Here is an 18671-nt window from a genome sequence, read left to right on the forward strand (position 1 = left end):
TGTGCCACTGGCTACGCCAGTGCATGAGCCGGGAGTGGACCGCACCAGCGATTCTCACTGGCGTAGCCAGTGGCAAACAAGGTATACCCTACTTCGACAGTGCCACCCGCCGTAGAGCCAAGGGGCTGCGAGCAGGAGATGCTAGATTCATATGTAGCCTGCCGGCCCTACGTAGCCTGGGAAGCGGCGGATTACTTGCTATGCAGAGGAGTGAAGGTGCGAGGTGTTCCACCAGTTAATAAGAATTGGAAACATAACCCCTTAAGCAACCCCTTAAGTAACCCATTTGAAGATGCGTGCTTGAAAGCACGAAAGGCCCTAACGGCATGCCTGGCATCGCAAAACTAGCGTTAAGCAAAGGAGCAGAAATGCAAACAGGCGCCATCTTACGCGCTGTGGTAGTGGCGTATATGCTGTCAATCGGTGCATATAATGCATATTGCGATGACTCCGGTAGCCCTGAAGCTACGGAAGACGGGCTTTCGCGTTTGTACGATGCGGCTATGAGTAATTTCCGCGAAGGTGAGTACAGCAGGGCCAACAGCAAATGCACGTGGATGTTTATCAACGGGCAACGCTATGGTAGCGATGCTGATTACACCCGATTAGGGCCGGCATTAGCTTTGTGGGTAAAGCTGGCTTCCGTGTACCCGCCGGCTAAAGAGAGCATCTCGGAACTGCGGGGCAGTCTATCGGACAAGCTACTGAAAGGTTCGCTTGAGCCCGATGATGCTGAAGATGCATTCAGAGACCTGTTGCATTTAAATAGAGCGATAGGGCTGGAAAGTAACACCCTGAAGACATTCCGTGACTTGGACGCACGGCATGAGAGTACAGCGCGTGCTGTATATCCAATGGTACAAAATACTCTTGTGGCTGAAGGGGAATACGCCACATGCGCTAAGTACCTCAGTGTCGAAGATGCTGCGAGTATGGCAGTGAAAAAATACAAAACCATTGTAGAAGTGGCTGGCTATGAGTATGTTCTTGCAGAAATAGCAGAAAGAATGAAAGCGGAGGCTAATGAAGAACTGAAAAGCGATGTGCAGAATATTATAGATATTATCAGAAAAGGCGGCATGGCCAAGCCCGGGGATCTAATGGCGAAGGTAGCTAGTGTTATCAATAAAGATTTAGATACCCATTCCTTTGAAATAAAGGACGGGGTGTTGATGGGTGGCAGCAAAGGCCTTCCTTCAGCAGCGGAACTAGAGTGACTAGAGCTGGGTATCTCATTGCCGTGGACGCATACCCCGAGTTGAGGAAGTAGTTCTAGGCTATGTCCCAAAACGCGGGTGGCCCCGACAGCCACGAGCGTAAAGCTAGAGCCATCGGTGTCGGCCCGATCGAGTGGTTGTCGGGGTTGCGCAGCAACAAGAGGCTGGCCGGTTCGCCTCACGTTCGGAATGCTCGTAAAGTCTACCTTCGGACAGATCGTCAACACTTGACGATGCGAAGGGTTATGGAGGGGATCTTTACTACTCCGACACGCGGCGGGTGGCACTGTCGTACCTGTGTGCCACTGGCTGTGCCAGTGCCTGAATTATGACAGGTCTAGGCCGCGATTCTCACTGGCGTAGCCAGTGGCACACAAGGTATACCCAACCTCGACAGTGCCACCCGCCGCCAAACTATCTTTGGGCCAAGGTTTGAGTCGGTTCCCTAGTTATGGAACCACGAAGGCACGCAACTCCTGCCAGTATTGCCAGCAGGGCGATACTGGCGTGGCTGAACAGGTCGCCGTGGCTTGCGTAGAACGTGGGCACTCCGCTCGTGGGGACCTCGACAATCGTGAGACGCGGGCCGTCGGAAAAATAGTCCTGGCAAGCCAGGACCCGACCGTACGGGTCGGTCGCGATCGATAGGCCTTGGATCGTTGGCCGCACTAAGGAACAGCCGTTCTCCACGGCCCGGATTCTTGCTGGTCTGGCGTGAAAGCGCCTGATCGCCCTCCAGTCGGAGGAGGGGGCGAACAGGACATCGACTCCGCTTCGGCCTGCCTGGCGAATGTAAGCAGGGAAGTCGATGTCGTAGCAGATCACGTGGCCGGTGCGGACGCCATCGATGTTGGCGGCTGCGACGACCCCGTCTCCCTTCTTCAAATGCGTCTCGAGGCCAGGAACCAGGTTGGCTTTCAGGTAGTCGACCACGATCTGGCCGTCCGGTGAGATCCCCACGGTCTTGTTTTCGCTCAGCCCCGAAGCCGGGTGGCTGATAACAGACATGAACAGATAGACCTCGTTGCTCTTCGCGAATTCTTTGCCGCGTTCGATCAGCTCTTCTTCCTTGCCTCGCGGCGTCTCGGCGCTGCCCTCGGCCCACGCGATCACGCGGGCGCCCTCGTCCGCCGCCTCTTGGCTGAGGCGGAACAGGCCTTCGAGGTCTTCGAGTTGGTATGTCCTTAGGTCCCGATAGCTGTTGGCCTTTTCACTGATCATGGCTACGGGAAGGGTCTCTTCCTGGCTGCTGGCCAAGGCGAGCCGGGTTTCGCCGTAAGCCAGTACCAGCATCAAGGCGCCGAGTAAAAGGGAGCCTTCCTTCTTCACGCATTGCCAATCGCCGCCCGACTCCCAGATCTGGTTGAGCACCGCCGCGAACCAGTAGATCAGGAAGACGAGCCCCCCGGCGCCGGTGATGGAGACGATCTGGATGAGCGGCGGGTATTCGACCTGCGCGTCGGCGAGGCTGGGGACATACGCCAGCGTGAAGAAGCTGATCGTGACCATCGTCAACGGCCAGACGAGCGTGGCCGCGGCCCCCCGGAGCTTTCGGTAGAAGCACCCGTCGACCAAGAAGGGGAGGGCGCCCACGGCCGCCATCAGCAGACAAACGGTGTGAAACAGGCCGCCGCTGAGCGGCACGCCCAACCCGCTGAAAACGATCTCGTAGCAGGCCGACATCCCGATCCAGATCGTTAAGATCGAGAGCCACGGGCGTGCGCTGGTCCTGTGGTAGCGGATCAGAAATACGAATGCGAACCAGGAGCATATCGGGACCGTCACGCTGCCGTGCGAGAGCACGAACATCGTCAACCCGAGGGCGAGCCACAGGTGCGACCGGCGGAACAAGGCTTGGATTCGGTTCATGGGTTTGCCGTACCCGCCCGCTCTGTTCGGTGGGGCCAGCGATTATCTCCCTCTCCCACGCGGGGAGGGGATCTCGACTACTCCGACACGCGCCAGCGCGACCGGAAGAGCCAGACGATGACGCCCAGCAGCACTAGGTTGTAGGCGAGCGCCCAGCCGAGGTGGACGAAGAACGTCATCGGCTCGCCGATGGCTTGGCCCTGGCTCACCAGGCCGCCGTCGTCGCGTTTGATCACCAGCGGCAGCGCGGCCGACGCCGAGAAGGGGCTCGCGACGCCGAGCACCGCCACCCGCTCGGCCGCCGCTGGGCTGTAGAACGTGTCGGCGAAGAACCGCGCCGCGGCAGGCGCCAGGAACATCACGCCGATCAGTGCGTAGCTCGTGATTAGGCTCGTCGTGGTCTTGCGGAACAAGGCCGAGCAGACGAGCGAAGTCAAGCTCGTCGTCAGGCAAGCGAGCAGCACGATCAGAAAGTAGCCGAGCAGCGTGAGGATGTTCATCGGCGACTGCCAGTACGGCACCGGCATCAGGCAGGCCAAGGCGACCGGCCACATCAGGAACCCCGTGAGCACAGTCGACACCCGCAGGCCGCTGAGCAGTTTGCCCCAGAGCATCTGCCACGGCGTGATGAGGGTCACCAGCAGCAGGTCGAGCGTCTGCCGCTCGCGCTCGCTCGACACGCTGCCGGCCGAGAAGACGGGGCCCACGAGCATGTTGAACAGCAGCACGTAGGCCACGTACCACGGCGCCCACTGCGGGGCGACGAACAAGCAGACCGCCATCAGCGGGATGGCTAGCACCATCGAGATCTGGATCACCAGCCGCAGCATCAGCGTGCCTTGGCTGAAGATCTCGGAGCGCATCTCCTTGTCGTAGATCGGGTTGGCGCCCTCCTCGAGAAAGTCGTTCCGCTTGGGCGGCGCGAACAGCCGATCGGGGAAGCTCTCCCGGTCGATGTACAGGCCCACGGCCTCGGAAGCCTCGGTCTCGAGGTCGATCGCGTCGCGGCCGCCGGAGCCCAGGTCGCCCGGCTCGAGCAGCTTGCGGCAGGCGTCGCGCCACAGCACGGCAGAGACGCCGAGGCAGAAGATCGGCGCTAGCACCGTAGCCGACAGCAACCGCAGGTCGCTGTTCTGGCCGAGCAGATTCCACAAGAGCACGGCGCCCATCGCCAGCGGCAGGATCATCAGGTACGACACGACGAGCGACGAGCTGGTGCGGCCGAAGTAGCTGCTCGCCCACAGGCTGATAACGCCAAACAACCCGACCGAGGCGATCATCCCCACGTAGGCCGCCCCCACTTCGTAGGGCGACACGCCGCCCAGCGGCAGGCAGAGCATCACAATCGGCAGCGAGCAGACCATCAGCACGCCGAGGTGCGCAAGGGCGGCGAACAGCTTGCCGAGCACGATGGCGCCAGGCTTGAGCGGGCTGGCGATCAGCATCTCGAAGCTGTCGCGTTCCTTCTCACCAGTGATCGCCCCGGCGGCAAAGCTCGGCGCCATGAGGGACGCGAGCAGGTACTGCCCCAAAAAGAAAAGCCCGACGAGCCGCTTGGCTTCCTCGGGCTGCGCCATATCGAGCACCTGACTCTGCGGCCAGGCGAGCAAGACGAAGGCCCCGAGCAATCCCACGTAAGCCGCCAGCAGCCAAAACGCCCGCGGTCGGCGGAGGTTCGAGAGCAGCTCGTGCTGCAGAACGGGGTTTTGAGTGAGGTACACGAGGGGCTAGGGGCTAGGGGCTAGGGGCTAGGGGCTAGGGGCTAGGGGCTAGGGGCTAGGGGCTAGGGGCTAGGGGCTAGGGGCTAGAAAGCAGCTCTTAGAGCCGCTTTTGCAGGGAGCGTCTTAAGCCTCCAAGCATCCGGCTCTCTTTTTCGCATTGCTCCATAATCTCAGCAAGCTGGTCTGCAGAGACGTACCTGAGTTCTCTTGAAATCAATAACTGAGTTTCCAGTTCCGCAAGTGACCCGCTAGCAATGGAAAGGTGCCGCAAGAAATCACGTGTCGACTCCCGAGCATGGCCTTCAGCGATATTCGATGGAAGCGAAACCGCACATCGACGCATTTGGCTGGTCAGGCCAAACTGCTCCGTCTTAGGATACTCAGCCGTCAAATCGTAAACACTTAGCGAAATTCGAAACCCAAGCTTCCACACCTTGAGGTCACGGTAACTTTCAACATCAGCCATACCTTCTTTCCCCTAGCCTCTACCCCCTAACTCCTAGCCCCTCAATACGAGCGCGGCCGCACGGTGCCTTGCACGCGGCTCGGCAGGCCCATGAGGCGCAAGAAGCCCTCGGCGTCGGTTTGGTCGTAGCTGCCGCCGCCTTCCATGCTCGCCACCTCGGCGTCGTACAGGCTCTTCTCAGCGGTGCGGCCGTGGATCTCGAGGTTGCCCTTGTAGAGGCCGAGTTTTACCTCGCCGGTGACCGGCTTCTGGGCTTCTTTGATAAAAGCGAGCAGGGCGTCCATCTTCGGCGTGTACCAGAAGCCGTAGTAGACCATTTCGGCCACGACGGGCGAGAGCTGGTCGCGCAGGTGCACCAGATCGCGGTCGAGCGTGAGCTGCTCGAGGTGCAGGTGGGCGTGGTAGAGGGCCGTCATGCCGGGGGCCTCGTACACGCCGCGGCTCTTCATGCCGACGAAGCGGTTCTCGACGATGTCGATCCGCCCCACACCGTTGCGGCCGGCGATCGTGTTGAGCGTCTCGATCACGTCGAGCGCGCCGAGCTTCTTGCCGTTCACGCTGACCGGCATGCCGCTCTCGAAACCGATCGTGACTTCCTCGGTCGCGTCGGGCGCGTCTTGGGGCGAAACGCCCATGCCAAAGTCGACCATCCCCACGCCGTTGTTGTCGACCTCTTCGAGCTCGCCCGCCTCGTAGCTGATGTGCAGGCAGTTCTCGTCGGAGCTGTACGGCTTGGCGGCCGACGCCTTGACCGGGATCTTCTTGATATCGCAGTACTCGATCAGCTCGGTGCGACCGGGGAAGCTGTTGCGGAACGACTCCATCCGCCACGGCGCGATGATCTTCACATTCGGGTCGAGCGCCTCGGCCGCAAGCTGGAAGCGGCACTGGTCGTTCCCCTTGCCCGTGGCGCCGTGCGCGAACGCCTCGGCGCCGACCTCGCGGGCCACCTCGAGGCACGCCTTGGAGATGATCGGCCGGGCGATCGAGGTGCCTAGGAGGTAGATCCCTTCGTACTTCGCCTGCCACTGCAGTGTGGGAAAGGCGAAGTCGCGGCACATCTCCTCGCGCACGTCGACGATGCGGGCGCTCTTCGAGCCGCAGTCGTGGGCCTTCTGCAGGATCGCCTCGCGGTCTTCGCACGGCTGGCCGACGTCGACATAGACGCAGTGGCAGTCGTAGCCCTCGTCTTGGAGCCAACCGAGGATCACGGAAGTGTCGAGGCCGCCGGAGTAGGCGAGAACGCAGCTGGGCATGGGGGAGACCGCAAAAATTAGTTGGTGGGAGCCTGAAACAGGGTTAGTCTGAGGACCTGCGATTCTCGCCGCCGTGCCGAGCCATGGCAAGCGCTGGCGTGAACCTCCCCATAGGCCCGCGTGTGGGCCGACGGCTCCTCAAATCCTCAAATCCTCAAAGGCAAGGATTTTCGCAATGCGCTGCCACGCTGCTCTGGTCTGCCTGCTGTCGTTCGGCTCGGTTTTGGACGCCTCGGGCCAGGGGGACGGCGCCCCCCGAGAGAGCTCTGCGGCGAGTGACTGGACGGAAAGATTGCTCTATTGATCCGCGGAGATCTGTATGAAACTGCTGGGCGACTAAGACCAATCAGGAGAACCCGCATGCGACCGCTCCCTTGCCTCCTCGCAACGCCCCTCGTGCCCGCCGCTCGCTTGGTCACGCCGCCGGCGATCGCGTTGCTCATCCAACTGGCATGTTTCAGCGGGGCGAGGGCTGAGGTCGACACGGGGGCGGCGTCTCCCTACGCGTTGATCGAGGCAAACGTCATCGACGGCGAGACGGGTCGGCCGATCGAGCGTTTTAGCTATCTGGCCGGGACGGGGCGTGACGACCTCGGCGCTTGGCGATGGCAAGCGCACACGCTCAACGACGCCGCCGACGGCCATCTCGCATGGCCCGGCCGTGATCGGCGTGGCCGCTTCCAGCGTGGTTACAACGTGCAGGCGATCCGCGTCGAGGCGCCTGGCTACCGGCCGTTCGTCTCGCGGACGATCGCCTGCAGCGGCAAGCCTCGCTACCCGGAGGACGCCCTCGTCGTCACTCCCGGCGAGCCGGCGCGGATGACCTTCCGACTGACGCCCGATCGGGGCGTCGTGGCCCGGGTCGTCACGCCAGGGGGCGCCCCCGCCGCGGGCGCCCAGGTTGGCATGGCGATCCAGGCGCGGCCTATCGGGATCAACCAGGGGAGGCTGTTCCGCCAACCGCTGCCGGCCACTCCGTCTCGCCGCGACCTGTGGGAACGGGCCGAGATGACGACCGCCGACACTCGGGGCCACTTTCAACTGCGGGACGAGGCGTCGCCGGCGATGATCGTGGCGGCCCACCCGGAGGGCTTCGCCGCGGTCTGGCTGGAAGACTTCAAACAGTTCGAAGACGAGGGGCTGATCCGACTGGCGTCGTGGGGCGCGATCGATGGCGAATTGGCCTGGCAGGCGGAACGCTCGGGCGTCGCCATCGGGCTCACGGCCTCGCCTTGGCTCGACGTTGTGCGGATGGGCGCCCGTCCGGTAACCGATGCGGGGGGACGTTTTCGCGTCGAGCACGTCCCTCCTAGCCGTGTCCACGCCATGGCTCCTGGCCTTTACCCGCAGGAGCACTTTACCGTCACGCCCGGCGAGCCGACCCGTTTTGTCATGGCGCGGCCGCGGCCGGTGACCGGCAGACTCGTCGGGCTGGAGGACTACGAGGGTGTTTATCTCGATTACGCCCCCAAATCACCGAGCGTGAGCGGCCCCGTTGGCGACTACCAGCGTTTCGAGACCTACAGCGCGTTCGTCTACTCGCCGCAGGGCAAGGCGTATCAGGGCACGCGCGTTCCGGTCGCGGCCAACGGATCGTTCACGATCGAGGCGATCCCACCGATGTGGGGACAGTTTACCGTTCGTCGAAACAGCGAAGCCGGACCGATGGAAAGGGTCAGCGGCAGACAGTTCTCGATCCCCACCGAAACCGGCGCCCCGTCCGCTGAGCCCTACGACCTGGGGGAGGTTCGCTTGTGGCCGAGAACGCCTTCTCGGTGAAAGTGGCGTTCCTGCGAGAAGGACGGGCGAGAAAATCGTGCAGCCGGTCGATTCGGCGGTAGGGGGATTCGTTCTCATAAACTCCGCCTCGTGGCGAGAAATCCGCCTCCGCGGCGGTGTCTCTTCTATGACTCCTCGCGACTGACGCCCCAACGAGCGGCTGACAACCCCCCAAGTGCATGCCACCGCCGCCCGACGAGCAGCTGATCGCCCGGATGCTCGACGAGCATGGATCGGCCCTTGCGCTGTACGCCGCACAGTGGACCGACGAGCCGGACGACTGCGTGCAGGAGGCGCTGATCGAGCTGGCCCGCCAGGGGGCGGCGCCCGAATCGCCGGTGGCTTGGTTGTTTCGGGTCACGAAGCGGCGGGCGCTCAACGCTGCCCGCGGCGCCCGGCGGCGTCGCGACCGCGAGGAGCGCTCGCTCCGCGACCGGCTGCGGCCGACCGGCGAGGGCGGATGCGCAGCGGCGAGGGGCGTCGAAGCGGCCGACTTGATTGAAAAACTGCCGGGCGACCTGCGCGAGATCATCGTGCTGCGTGTGTGGGGCGGCCTGACGTTCGCCGAGATCGGCCGCACGGTCGGCGTCGCGACGGCCACCGCCCAGCGGCGTTACGAACAAGCGTTACTGCAACTCCAACAACGACTCGGCAAGCCATGTCCGACCGAATGAACCACGACTCTTCTGAAGAGATTGAACACTTGCTTGCGAGCGCCGCGCCCGCGCCGATTGTCGTCGACCGCGACCGGCTGATGTTCGAGGCGGGTCGGGCGGCCGGTCTGGCCGAGGCGAGCCGGCCGACCGTGCTGCGCAACCGGGCGTGGCCCGCGGCGACGCTCGTCGCGACGGCGGCTTGCCTGGCGGTCATGCTCACGCCAACGGCGCCCCCACCGCAGCGGGCGCCCGAGGCTGTGGTCGCCACAGCAGCGGATGTGGCAGCCGAACTCGAACAAGAGGTTACGCCCAGCCCCGCGCCGACGGCTTGGCGGAACGACTTCGCCACGTTGCGGCGTTCGCGGCTAATGGTTTCTCCCGCCACGCTCCACGCCCTGGAGTACAGCCAGCCGACCCACGCCGTCTCGACGCCCCCAAAGCCAGTAACGGCGTACGAGTTGATGAAATCGCTGCAGGAAGAGACGGGCGATTCGAAAGCCCGCGCCGACGACGCCGAAGCCCGCCGACGCAAGACCCATCGCCTCACCGAGGAGCCGATCGTATGAGACCCGCCCGATACATTTCGCTGCTTTGCCTGTCGGTCTGCCTAGTGGCGTGCCCCGCCTGGGGGGGCGTCGAGTTCGAGGAGGACGATGACAGAGTCGCCCACTACCGACTGACCGTCAGCCCGGCGGCGGAGACCATGGCGCCACGCTTGGTGACCCCGGTGCTGGAGACTGTTGCCGGCAACGCGGCGCTGCACTACTACCGGCTGCACACATTTGATTCGGTGGACGCTACCTCCAAGAGCGGCCGCGATCTTTACGGAGAGGCCTTTGATGGTTGGTACTCTTTGCGGGGCACACCGATTGAAAAGCTGCCGCTCGATGACATGAGGGTGGCGGCAAGCTGGTTTGAGCAATCGGTGCGAGCTTTCCTCGAGCCCGCCGCCCGCTGCCGCGAGTGCGTGTGGGGCGTCGATCAAGCCTCTCTCAGGGGAGAGGAAACGATTCAGTACATGCTTCCCGAACTCCAATACCAACGCGGCGCGGCCCGCTTACTCGCAATCCAGACACGGCTGGCGATCGCTGAGGGGCGATATGACGACGCGGTCCGTTTGCTCCGCATCGGTTTCCACATGGCCCGCGACACGGGCGATGCGCCGTTTATCGTCTGCGGCCTCGTTGGCGGGGCGATCGCAGGCATCAACTTCGACGCAGCGACCGAGCTGATCGCTGCTCCCGATTCACCGAACCTCTACTGGGCGCTCAGCGAGCTGCCCGACCCGCTCGTGCCAATGCGGGAGACAATGCGGTTCGGGCTGACCCTCGGCCCGCGGGTGCTGCCGCTTATTGAGAACGCCGAGACCGCCGTGCGGGCGCCGGAGGAGTGGAACCGTCTGTTCCGCGAGGCGTGTGTCACGCTCGTCAGCGTGTCGGGCGAGGGGCTCTTTCGGCGGCCGCTGGAAGAGTTCTCTCCGCTCTTGGCCGGCACGGCGGGCTACACCCACGCGAAGCGTCGGCTCGTCGACTGGGGGTTCGACGCCAATCGGGTCGAGGCGATGCCGATCGGCCAGGTGATCGCCATCTACTCGGCCAGGGTTTACCAGCGGCTCGCCGACGCGGCGCTCAAGCCGTGGCTCGTCCCGTCGAGCGAGGCGCTGCCGCTTGCCAGGGCGGCCGAGGAGTTGCTCTACAACTGCACTCAGCCTGATAACCCCGACCGCGAGGTGCTGCCTGTCGCCTCTCTCTTGCTGCCCGCTTCGACGGCGGCCAGAACGGTCGAAGTGCGAACCGCGCGTCGGCTGGCGGTGCTGCGGCTGATCGAGGCGCTCAGGATGCACGCCGCCGAAACCGGCTCGCTGCCCGACTCGCTCGACGAGGTAAGCGTGGTCCCGGTTCCCGAGAACCCCGCCACCGGCGAGCCGTTCGACTACCAACTGAGTGAGGGCTCGGCAGTCATCTCGGTCGAGGAGTACGGCGGTTATGGAGCTCCGGCGGAAGAGTACACGATCACGCTGCGGGAGTGATCGCGTTGGTCCGCAAGAAACCCTTAGGCGCCGGAGGGCGTCAGCCAAGCTCGCTTCATCGCATTTATTCAATTCTCTTCGTACTACGGAAGTGATCTCACCATGCGAATCATCCCACTCGCCCTGTTGCTGATCGTTACGGCCGGCGCGGCCCAGGCAGAATCGTCCCTTGAATCACTCGTCGACCAAGAGACGCTGCTCGTCGCCCGCGTCCAACTGGGCGACAAGCCACGGGCCGCCGCCGAGCGGATGCTCGCCCTCTCGGACGTCGGCGACCGCACCGGTGGACACGCTCTAACGTCGTTGTTGCAGCCGCTCGAGAAACTCCACGCCGCCGGCGGCGAGCGGGCCACGGTGCTTTTCCGTGCCGGCGAGTTTCTCTTGGGCGACGGTCCCGTGGTGCTGGTTGAACTCGGCGAGGGACGCGACCCCGCCCTCAGCGGGACGGCGGTGCGCGAGGCCTTGTGGCCGCACGCCTCAGACATATCCATTTCGGTCGTCGGGACGAACGCGGTGCTGCTCGGCCCCAAAGAAAAAATCGAGTCCTACCGCGATCTCCGTCCCGTCCAGCGCGACGACCTCCTCGGCCCGCTCCGCATGGCGGACGACGGGCTGCTGACGGTGGTTGTGGCGCCCGGCAAGGACAATCGCCGCGTGCTGCGTGAGCTGATGCCGCCGCTCCCCTCGCCGTTCGACACGTTGACGGGTGACCTGCTCGCCGACGACGTGACGCACGCCATCGGCCGGGTGACCTCGGCGCCGCTCGGCGTCGAGGCCCGCATTGCGACCCGCGGCCAAGCCGCCGCCAACGCGATCCACGGCGCGGCCGACGCGTTGCTCGTGGTCGCCTCCGATTGGCTGGCGAGCAAACTTCCGGAGGCAGCGGACGACGCCCGCGGCGCGATCGACGCCCTCCGCCCGGAGGCCTCCGAAGAGGGCGTCGTGGCGTCAATCTCTGAGAACGACGCCGCCGCGGCCAAGTTCGCCGGCTGGCTGGTCAAGTATTATGGCGCCAACGGCGACCGTTATCGACGCATGAACACAATGAAACAGATCAACCTAACGTTCCACAATTTCTACGATGTGAACGGCTGCTTTCCCACGGTCGACGCGGTCCGCTCGGAAGGGGGCGAGCCGCTCCTCAGCTGGCGTGTGGCGGTTTTGCCCTACCTCGGAGAGGAGAAACTCTACCAGCGGTTCCGGCTCGACGAGCCGTGGGACAGCGAGCACAACCTGGCGCTGCTGAAAGAAACGCCGCCCGTCTTCGCCGAGCCTGGCCGCCCCGACCTCACGGCTGAGGGGCTCACCTGTATCCAGGTCGCCGACGGCGAGGGCGCACCGCTTAGGACCGACCCGACACGACCCACGCTCAAAACCAACGCGGGAGGGGGTCTGTCGGTCTACTTTACCGAAGGCCCCAAGTTCCCGACTTTCACCGATGGCACGGCGCACACGTTGCTCACCGTCGAAACGGCGCCCGAACACGCCGTGCCGTGGACCAAGCCGCAGGACTGGGAGTTCGACCCCGCCGACCCGATCGCCAAACTGCGCCGCCCGTTGCGCGAGGCGTTCGTCTCGGGCTACACCGACGGCAGCGCCCGGGCGACCCTGCTGACGATCGATCCGGAGGAGTTCAAGAAGGTGCTCACCCACCAGGGCGAGGAACATATCGATCGCAAGAAGTGGTGAGCGTAGTCAGGGGAATTCTGGGCGAACGAGGGTGTTGGGGGGAGGTTTCTTCCGCGGCAGTTCAGTCGCCAGCCGTTTCCCCCACCGGGGCCGACGGGTACATTTCCCCGTAGGCGCCCCGGACGCAGGAGGCTGCCCCGCCACAGCCCCCACACACGGCCCTCGATGAAAGACACCGGAAAGACGCCGAAGAAGCCGGTGCTTGGCTGGCGCGAGGTGGTCTCGCTGCCGGGTCTGGGCGTGAAACGGATCAAGGCGAAGATCGACTCCGGCGCTCGCACCTCGTCGCTCCACGCGTTCGACATCGAGCTGTACGAGCGTGACGGCGAGCCGTGGGTGCGGTTCACCGTTCACCCAGCTCAGCGGAGCGAGGCGGTGACAATCGAGTGCGATTGTCCGATCCACGAGCAGCGGTCGGTGCGTAGTTCCTCGGGGCACGAGAGCGTGCGCCCGGTGATTGTGGCCGAGCTCGACCTCTACGGCCGCCGCTATCCGATCGAGCTCACGCTGGCCAATCGCGACGAGATGGGTTTCCGCATGCTGCTCGGTCGCGAGGCTTTGCGGGGCAGGTTTCTGATCGACCCGGACGACTCGTTCGCCGCCCGCCGCCACGCGAGAAAGCGTCGCGCCCGGCGAAGCGTCCAGCCCCCCAGCGCCCCGGGCTCTCCCGGCGCGTCGGGCGACCCCACGTAACGCACAACTCCCCCCCAGGCGGCCCCCCCGATGAAACTCTGCATTCTTTCGCGCAACGCGAACTGTTACAGCACGCGCCGCTTGCGTGAGGCGGCCGAGCGACGCGGCCACGAGACCCGCGTGCTCGACACGCTCAAGTTCTCGATCGATCTGGAGGAGGGCGACCCCGACCTCTACTACCGCTCGAAAAGCTTAGCCCACTATGACGCGGTGCTGCCGCGCATCGGCTCGTCGATCACCTACTACGGCACGGCGGTGGTGCGGCAGTTCGAGCAGATGGACGTGTTCTGCGCGAACTCGTCGATGGCGATCGCCAACTCGCGCGACAAGCTGCGTTGCCTGCAAGTGCTGAGCCGGCACCAGCTGGGCATCCCGCCGACCACGTTCGTCCGCGACCGCAAGGACATCCTGGCGGCGATCGAGCGGGTGGGCGGCGCGCCGGTCGTCATCAAGCTGATCGAGGGCACGCAGGGCGTGGGCGTCATCCTCGCCGACTCGGTCAAGGTGGCCGAGGCGATCATCGAGACCCTCAACAGCACGCAGCAGAACGTGCTCGTGCAGAAGTTCGTCGCCGAGAGCCGCGGCCGCGACGTGCGGGCCTTGGTCGTCGGCGACCGCGTCGTGGCCGCCATGCGGCGCGTGGCCCAGGGCAACGAGTTCCGCAGCAACGTCCACCGCGGCGGGCTCACCGAGCCGGTCGAGCTCGACGAGAAGATGGCCGAGACCGCCGTGCGGGCCGCGCAAGTGATGGGCCTCCGTGTGGCCGGCGTCGACATGCTCGAAGCCAACGACGGGCCGCAGGTCATGGAGGTTAACTCCTCGCCCGGCTTGCAGGGGATCGAGGAGTGCTCGCAGCTCGACATCGCCGGGGCGATCGTCGATTACATCGCCGCCCAGGTCAACTTCGCCGAGGTCGACATCCGCCAGCGGCTCACCGTGAGCCGCGGCTACGGCGTCACGGAGCTGCACATCCCCGAGGGCTCGGACTACGTCGGCAAGACGATCGACGAGTCGGGCCTGCCGGACCGCGACATCAACGTGCTCACCCTCTACCGCGGCACGAGCGTGATCCCCAACCCGCGGCTCAAGAGGTCGCTTGAGCCGGGCGACCGGCTGCTCTGCTTCGGCAAGCTCGAGGCGATGCGCGAGCTGATCCCCGAAAAGATCCGCAAGAAGCGTCGCCCGAAGATCAAGGAGCTGCCCGAAAACGACTGGGTGGAGGAAGCGGCTGTGAGCGACGCGACCAATTGAGTCCGGCCACGGTTTGAACGAAGCAAGCGACGCACCGCCGGCTCACGAACCCCAGTTCAGTCGATCCCGCCCGGATCGTCCTGCCCCTTGGCGCCCGATTCTAAGTAAGCGGTCAGCATGATCTGCGCCGCCAGGGCGTCGAGCCGCGCCTTGCGGCGCTTGCTGGTGAGGCCGGCAGCGAGCAGCACCTCCTCGGCCTGCGCCGAGGTGTACCGCTCGTCGAAGAACTCGTGCGGCACGCCCGTCTCGTCGGTGAGCCAATTAGCGAACCGCCGCGCCTCCTGCGACTTCTGGCTCTCGCCGCCGTCGAGGTGGACCGGCAGGCCGACAACCCAACGCACCAGCCGCTCCTCCTGGGCCAACTGCTTGAAGTACTTCGCGTCGAGCGCCTCGCTGCGGCGGTTGTAGTTCTCCAGCGGCGAGGCCATGCGCACCTCGAGGTCGCCGATCGCGACGCCGATGCGCACCGTGCCGTAGTCGATCCCCGCGATGCGGCCACGCTGGGGCAGGGCAGGGGGGGCCGGATTGTCGGAAGAGGCTTCGTTCATATTTCTTCGTCCCGCCTCCCCCTCGTGGGGAGGGGAGGAAATTCTAAAGGTGCTCGTCCCAGCCCATCTCGCCGAGCCGCTTCACGACCTCGCGGATCGCTTCCTCGTCGTGCTTGTTCGCCACGAGCGTGGCGTCGGGCGTGTGGACCACGATCGTGTCCTTCAGGCCGAGCGTCACGACCAAGTGGTCGTCGGTCGATCGCACGATGGTCCCTTCGGTGCGGACGCCCAGATGCTTGCCGACGATCGTGTTCCCCTCGGCGTCCTCGCCCAGGCGGCGCGGCAGCGACTGCCAGCCACCCAGGTCGTCCCACTCGAACGGCGCCTCGACGACGGCCACGTCCGTGGCGTGCTCCATGACGGCGTAGTCGACGCTGATCCCCTCGATCGCGGCAAACTCACGGTCGAACACCGCCTCGTGGTCGGCCGTGCCCCAGGCGTCGACGATCTTCTCGAGGTGCGCGAGCATCTTCGGCTGGCGCTCGCCGAGGGCGTCGAGGATCGTTTTCGCTTTCCAGACGAAGATGCCGCTGTTCCAATAGAAGTCGCCGCCCGCAACGTACTCAGCCGCCTTCTCTGCGTTGGGCTTTTCGACGAAACGTTCGACCTGGTACGCCGGGGCGTCTCCGACGGCGCCTTTCAGCGGGGCGGCTCTTTGGATGTAACCAAAAATCTCGGCCGGGTAGGTCGGTTTGATGCCGAACGTGACGATGCGGCCAGGGCTCTCGTCGACGAGCCGCTCGGCTTGGCGGGCGGCGGCCTGGAAAGCCGCGGTGTCGGGGATCACGTGGTCGGCGGGGCAGACGAGCATCGTCGCGTCCGGATCGCCCGAGACGCGCGTCACCAGCAAGGCCGCCAAGCCGATGCAAGGCGCCGTGTCGCGTTTGCACGGCTCGCCGACGACCGAGGCGGCCGGCAGGTTGGGCAGCTGCTCACGCACGGCGTCCACGAGCCGGCGGTTGGTCACGACCATCCGCCGCTCAGGTGGCGCTAGCTCGCCGAACCGATCAGCCGTCTGGGCGATCATCGACCGGTCCCCCACGAGCGTGAGGAGTTGCTTAGGCGTAGCGGCCCGGCTGGCGGGCCAGAAGCGGGTGCCGGAGCCGCCGGCCATGATGATCGCGTGGAGCATTTCGATGGAGATATGCGGAAGGCGTGGGGGAATAGAGCGTCGCCGAATCCTAGCTTGCGGCGGCCGCGTTGTCGGGGGTCAGCGCCTTGGCGAGCAGCTTGGCGGCCGCCCCGGGGTCTGCGGCCTGTGCGACCGCGGCGCTGACGGCGACTCGGCTGCAGCCCGTTTGGAGCACCTGCGGAAGGTTCGCGGCGTCGACCCCGCCAATGGCGAAGGCGGGCAGGCGGACTTCGGCGGCCACCTGCTCGAGGAATGCCAGCCCCGCGAACGCGTCGAACGACTTGGTTTGTGACGGGAACGTCGGGCCGCAGCCGATGTAGTCGGCGCCGTCGAGCACCGCCGCGCGGGCCTGCTCGATCGTGTGGGTAGAGACCCCCACCAAGGCGTTGGGTCCGACAATCGTGCGTGCCTCTTTGACGCCGAGCTCTGTCTGCCCCACATGAACCCCGTCGGCACGAGCGAGCGTCGCCAGGTCGGGCCGGTCGTTCACAATCGCCAGCACGCCCGCCTGCCGCGTGAGTGCGACCAAGGCCCGGGCGCGGGCCAGGAGCGTGCGATCGTCAGCCTGCTTGTCGCGCAGCTGCAGGGCTTGAGCTCCACCGGCCATGAGGGCGACGACCAGACTCTCGAATTCCCTAGCGTCGCCACACGCCCCCACCAGCACGTACAGCCGCACGCCGTCGAACCGCTCGATCGCTGAGCGGGTCGCGGCTAAAGCCTTCTCTAGGGTGTAAGACTCGTAGCGGAGCGTCTCGAAACGGCCGGCAACGTCTGCGCCGCCTATCTTGCTGTACTCTTCGAGGCTGCGGAGCGACTGCTGCACGCGTTTGAGGCTCGCCAGAGCCACCATCCATGCGTCGCCGCGCTGGCCCTCGGCCTCGGTCGAGATCGAGGCGCCGACATCACGCTGTGTCTCACGCGCCTTAACGAGAGAATCGCCGGGCAAACCGCTGCTAGCATCGGCGAGCTCGTGGCGGAGCCGCTTGGCGAAAGCCGTGAGCAAGCCATCGTCCAGGACGAAGCGGGCGTAATCTTCCACCACCCGCAGCCCTTCAGCAGCACGATTCAACGAGGCGTCGATCGCCCTAAGGGCGCCAACCGAGTCGGGATTCGTAGGGGAATGGTCGCTCATCTCTAAGAGCCGGCTAGACACCTGGTCCGACGGGGCTGCCAAACTGCGGGGCGGCATGCCAAATCGGCGTTTCAAGGAAAAATGGGATCGGCGACGATTGGCTCGCCGTGTGCCGATCCGGAATACGGTTATCCGATCTCAGCAGGCGCCGCCGCAGGACTCCGCAGGCGACGTAAGCCTAGATGATAGCAGCGTTTGTCTTGTGGCGCACCTGGGGTGGCGATACACTCCGCGCGGTAGCTCGTCGCTGTCCTCGCCGCTCTTAGTTCGGAGTGGGCGCCGCGAGTGGCCCCAAGATTGCACTAGTTATTCACTTTCAGCGCTCCAGTCACACCAATCGTGCCGACACCACGCCGCACCAAACGCCGTTCGCACTGGGCCGCCTACCTGTGGCCCGGGCTCGCCCACTTGTGGCACAGCGGGGCTTGGGCCGGTCTGGCGCTAGCGGTAGGATTCGGGGTGCTGCTGAATTTGCTGATTATTTCGACTTGGGTTTGGCCTGCATGGCTCGAGCCACGACTTAAGCTTGGGTGTGGACTCATCGTTGGTCTGTTGTGGGTCGCCGCTCTGTGGGAGACCCGCGGCGAATTGCGGCGAGTCGCCCAGCGACGTGAGGCCGAAGAATCGGGTGTGCCAACGCCCGAAGACACCCGGCAGGTAGCGCGTCAGGCGGAGCTTGACGACTTGCTTTGCGAGTCGCAAAAGCGCTACTTACGGGGCGACTGGTTGGCGGCATTGTCCGCCGTTGACCGGCTGCTCCACGCCGACCGTCACGACGTTGAGGCCCAGCTGCTGCGGGCATCGGTGTTGCGGCGCGTCGGACGGGACGAAGAGGCGAAACGACAACTCCAACACACCAGCCGATTCGACGACGCCCAGCAGTGGGCGTTCGAGATCGGCCGAGAGCTCGAGCGGCTCGAGGAATCAACCAGCGACCCCCAAGAAATTGAATCGTCGGCCGGGCCAGCCCTCGCGACCGACGAAACCTCGATCGAGACTCCCGAGACCGTCCAACTCACTACCGAGACCCGACACCAGCTGAGGATCGTGGGCGCCGAGCCCGCCCCTCGAAAAGAACCACCGCCACGCGGCGCCGAAGCCGCCTGACGACCCACAAGGCCGTTCGACAAGCCGATTCGTGGTTGCCGAACGACCAAAAGCCTAGAATAGAAGAAACCACGGCCGCCCTCGTCGCGTAAAGAACGCACCGCGTCCTTTTCGCTTGCGAGAACG

16 protein-coding genes are annotated in these 18671 nt (G+C 64.8%); 9 read left to right on the plus strand and 7 right to left on the minus strand.

What is annotated here, in order from left to right; translation table 11 throughout:
* Window positions 1-326 precede the first annotated feature (326 nt).
* Window positions 327-1217, plus strand: coding sequence for a hypothetical protein (locus tag Mal64_RS15975; RefSeq protein ID WP_146402053.1), 891 nt, complete (start codon window positions 327-329; stop codon window positions 1215-1217).
* Window positions 1218-1631: 414 nt separating this feature from the next.
* On the opposite strand, the gene Mal64_RS15980 is transcribed toward Mal64_RS15975, so the two are convergent.
* From Mal64_RS15980 to Mal64_RS15995, 4 genes are all read right to left on the minus strand, one after another.
* Complete coding sequence (locus Mal64_RS15980; protein WP_146402055.1) at window positions 1632-3086, minus strand: nitrilase-related carbon-nitrogen hydrolase; 1455 nt, start codon at window positions 3084-3086, stop codon at window positions 1632-1634.
* A gap of 77 nt (window positions 3087-3163) precedes the next feature.
* A complete protein-coding gene (locus tag Mal64_RS15985; protein WP_146402057.1) occupies window positions 3164-4807 on the minus strand; it encodes an ABC transporter permease in 1644 nt (547 codons plus the stop codon).
* Window positions 4808-4904: 97 nt separating this feature from the next.
* A complete protein-coding gene (locus Mal64_RS15990) occupies window positions 4905-5273 on the minus strand; it encodes a four helix bundle protein (RefSeq protein WP_146402059.1) in 369 nt (122 codons plus the stop codon).
* Window positions 5274-5314: 41 nt separating this feature from the next.
* Window positions 5315-6529, minus strand: a complete 1215-nt coding sequence (locus Mal64_RS15995; protein WP_146402060.1) for an argininosuccinate synthase — start codon at window positions 6527-6529, stop codon at window positions 5315-5317.
* 360 nt (window positions 6530-6889) lie between these two features.
* On the opposite strand from Mal64_RS15995, the gene Mal64_RS16000 reads away from it, so the two are divergent.
* The 7 genes from Mal64_RS16000 to rimK all read left to right on the plus strand — a co-directional run bounded on the left by Mal64_RS16000 (window position 6890) and on the right by rimK (window position 14626).
* Complete coding sequence (locus Mal64_RS16000) at window positions 6890-8308, plus strand: carboxypeptidase-like regulatory domain-containing protein (protein WP_146402062.1); 1419 nt, start codon at window positions 6890-6892, stop codon at window positions 8306-8308.
* Window positions 8309-8487: 179 nt separating this feature from the next.
* Window positions 8488-8982 carry an RNA polymerase sigma factor gene (locus Mal64_RS16005; RefSeq protein ID WP_146402064.1) on the plus strand — a complete coding sequence of 165 codons (495 nt, stop codon included), beginning with the start codon at window positions 8488-8490 and terminating at the stop codon, window positions 8980-8982.
* Complete coding sequence (locus tag Mal64_RS16010) at window positions 8967-9530, plus strand: hypothetical protein (protein WP_146402066.1); 564 nt, start codon at window positions 8967-8969, stop codon at window positions 9528-9530. The genes Mal64_RS16005 and Mal64_RS16010 overlap by 16 nt, the downstream gene beginning before the upstream one ends.
* On the plus strand, window positions 9527-10993 hold the full coding sequence (locus Mal64_RS16015) for a hypothetical protein (RefSeq protein ID WP_146402068.1): 1467 nt from the start codon (window positions 9527-9529) through the stop codon (window positions 10991-10993). Before Mal64_RS16010 ends, Mal64_RS16015 begins: the two co-directional genes overlap by 4 nt.
* Before the next feature lie 102 nt (window positions 10994-11095).
* The gene (locus tag Mal64_RS16020; RefSeq protein ID WP_146402070.1) at window positions 11096-12682 is read left to right on the plus strand and encodes a DUF1559 family PulG-like putative transporter; all 1587 of its coding nucleotides are present in this window, start codon (window positions 11096-11098) and stop codon (window positions 12680-12682) included.
* A gap of 165 nt (window positions 12683-12847) precedes the next feature.
* Window positions 12848-13375 (plus strand): ATP-dependent zinc protease family protein, encoded by a 528-nt coding sequence (locus Mal64_RS16025; protein WP_146402072.1) that lies wholly within the window; start codon window positions 12848-12850, stop codon window positions 13373-13375.
* 30 nt (window positions 13376-13405) lie between these two features.
* On the plus strand, window positions 13406-14626 hold the full coding sequence (gene rimK / locus Mal64_RS16030) for a 30S ribosomal protein S6--L-glutamate ligase (protein WP_146402074.1): 1221 nt from the start codon (window positions 13406-13408) through the stop codon (window positions 14624-14626).
* 56 nt (window positions 14627-14682) lie between these two features.
* Here rimK and ruvX read toward each other — a convergent pair whose 3' ends face one another.
* The 3 genes from ruvX to Mal64_RS16045 are packed head-to-tail and all read right to left on the minus strand — an operon-like array spanning window position 14683 to window position 17438.
* Window positions 14683-15174, minus strand: a complete 492-nt coding sequence (gene ruvX, locus Mal64_RS16035; protein ID WP_146402076.1) for a Holliday junction resolvase RuvX — start codon at window positions 15172-15174, stop codon at window positions 14683-14685.
* Between the two features lie 43 nt (window positions 15175-15217).
* Window positions 15218-16306 (minus strand): mannose-1-phosphate guanylyltransferase, encoded by a 1089-nt coding sequence (locus tag Mal64_RS16040; protein ID WP_146402078.1) that lies wholly within the window; start codon window positions 16304-16306, stop codon window positions 15218-15220.
* A 49-nt stretch (window positions 16307-16355) separates the two neighbouring features.
* Window positions 16356-17438 (minus strand): thiamine phosphate synthase, encoded by a 1083-nt coding sequence (locus tag Mal64_RS16045; RefSeq protein WP_146402080.1) that lies wholly within the window; start codon window positions 17436-17438, stop codon window positions 16356-16358.
* A gap of 339 nt (window positions 17439-17777) precedes the next feature.
* On the opposite strand from Mal64_RS16045, the gene Mal64_RS16050 reads away from it, so the two are divergent.
* Window positions 17778-18545 (plus strand): tetratricopeptide repeat protein, encoded by a 768-nt coding sequence (locus Mal64_RS16050; RefSeq protein ID WP_146402082.1) that lies wholly within the window; start codon window positions 17778-17780, stop codon window positions 18543-18545.
* Window positions 18546-18671 lie beyond the last annotated feature (126 nt).

The sequence above is a fragment of the Pseudobythopirellula maris genome (assembly GCF_007859945.1).
Classification (GTDB): Bacteria; Planctomycetota; Planctomycetia; order Pirellulales; family Lacipirellulaceae; genus Pseudobythopirellula; species Pseudobythopirellula maris.

Bases quoted from the DNA above. Each gene is read 5' to 3' on its own strand.
- Mal64_RS16045 (WP_146402080.1), bottom strand. From the start codon at position 17,438: ATGAGCGACCATTCCCCTACGAATCCCGACTCGGTTGGCGCCCTTAGG.
- Mal64_RS16020 (WP_146402070.1), top strand. From the start codon at position 11,096: ATGCGAATCATCCCACTCGCCCTGTTGCTGATCGTTACGGCCGGCGCG.
- Mal64_RS16010 (WP_146402066.1), top strand. From the start codon at position 8,967: ATGTCCGACCGAATGAACCACGACTCTTCTGAAGAGATTGAACACTTG.
- rimK (WP_146402074.1), top strand. From the start codon at position 13,406: ATGAAACTCTGCATTCTTTCGCGCAACGCGAACTGTTACAGCACGCGC.
- Mal64_RS16000 (WP_146402062.1), top strand. From the start codon at position 6,890: ATGCGACCGCTCCCTTGCCTCCTCGCAACGCCCCTCGTGCCCGCCGCT.
- Mal64_RS15990 (WP_146402059.1), bottom strand. From the start codon at position 5,273: ATGGCTGATGTTGAAAGTTACCGTGACCTCAAGGTGTGGAAGCTTGGG.
- Mal64_RS15975 (WP_146402053.1), top strand. From the start codon at position 327: ATGCCTGGCATCGCAAAACTAGCGTTAAGCAAAGGAGCAGAAATGCAA.
- Mal64_RS16025 (WP_146402072.1), top strand. From the start codon at position 12,848: ATGAAAGACACCGGAAAGACGCCGAAGAAGCCGGTGCTTGGCTGGCGC.
- Mal64_RS16015 (WP_146402068.1), top strand. From the start codon at position 9,527: ATGAGACCCGCCCGATACATTTCGCTGCTTTGCCTGTCGGTCTGCCTA.
- ruvX (WP_146402076.1), bottom strand. From the start codon at position 15,174: ATGAACGAAGCCTCTTCCGACAATCCGGCCCCCCCTGCCCTGCCCCAG.
- Mal64_RS16040 (WP_146402078.1), bottom strand. From the start codon at position 16,306: ATGCTCCACGCGATCATCATGGCCGGCGGCTCCGGCACCCGCTTCTGG.
- Mal64_RS16005 (WP_146402064.1), top strand. From the start codon at position 8,488: ATGCCACCGCCGCCCGACGAGCAGCTGATCGCCCGGATGCTCGACGAG.
- Mal64_RS15980 (WP_146402055.1), bottom strand. From the start codon at position 3,086: ATGAACCGAATCCAAGCCTTGTTCCGCCGGTCGCACCTGTGGCTCGCC.
- Mal64_RS15995 (WP_146402060.1), bottom strand. From the start codon at position 6,529: ATGCCCAGCTGCGTTCTCGCCTACTCCGGCGGCCTCGACACTTCCGTG.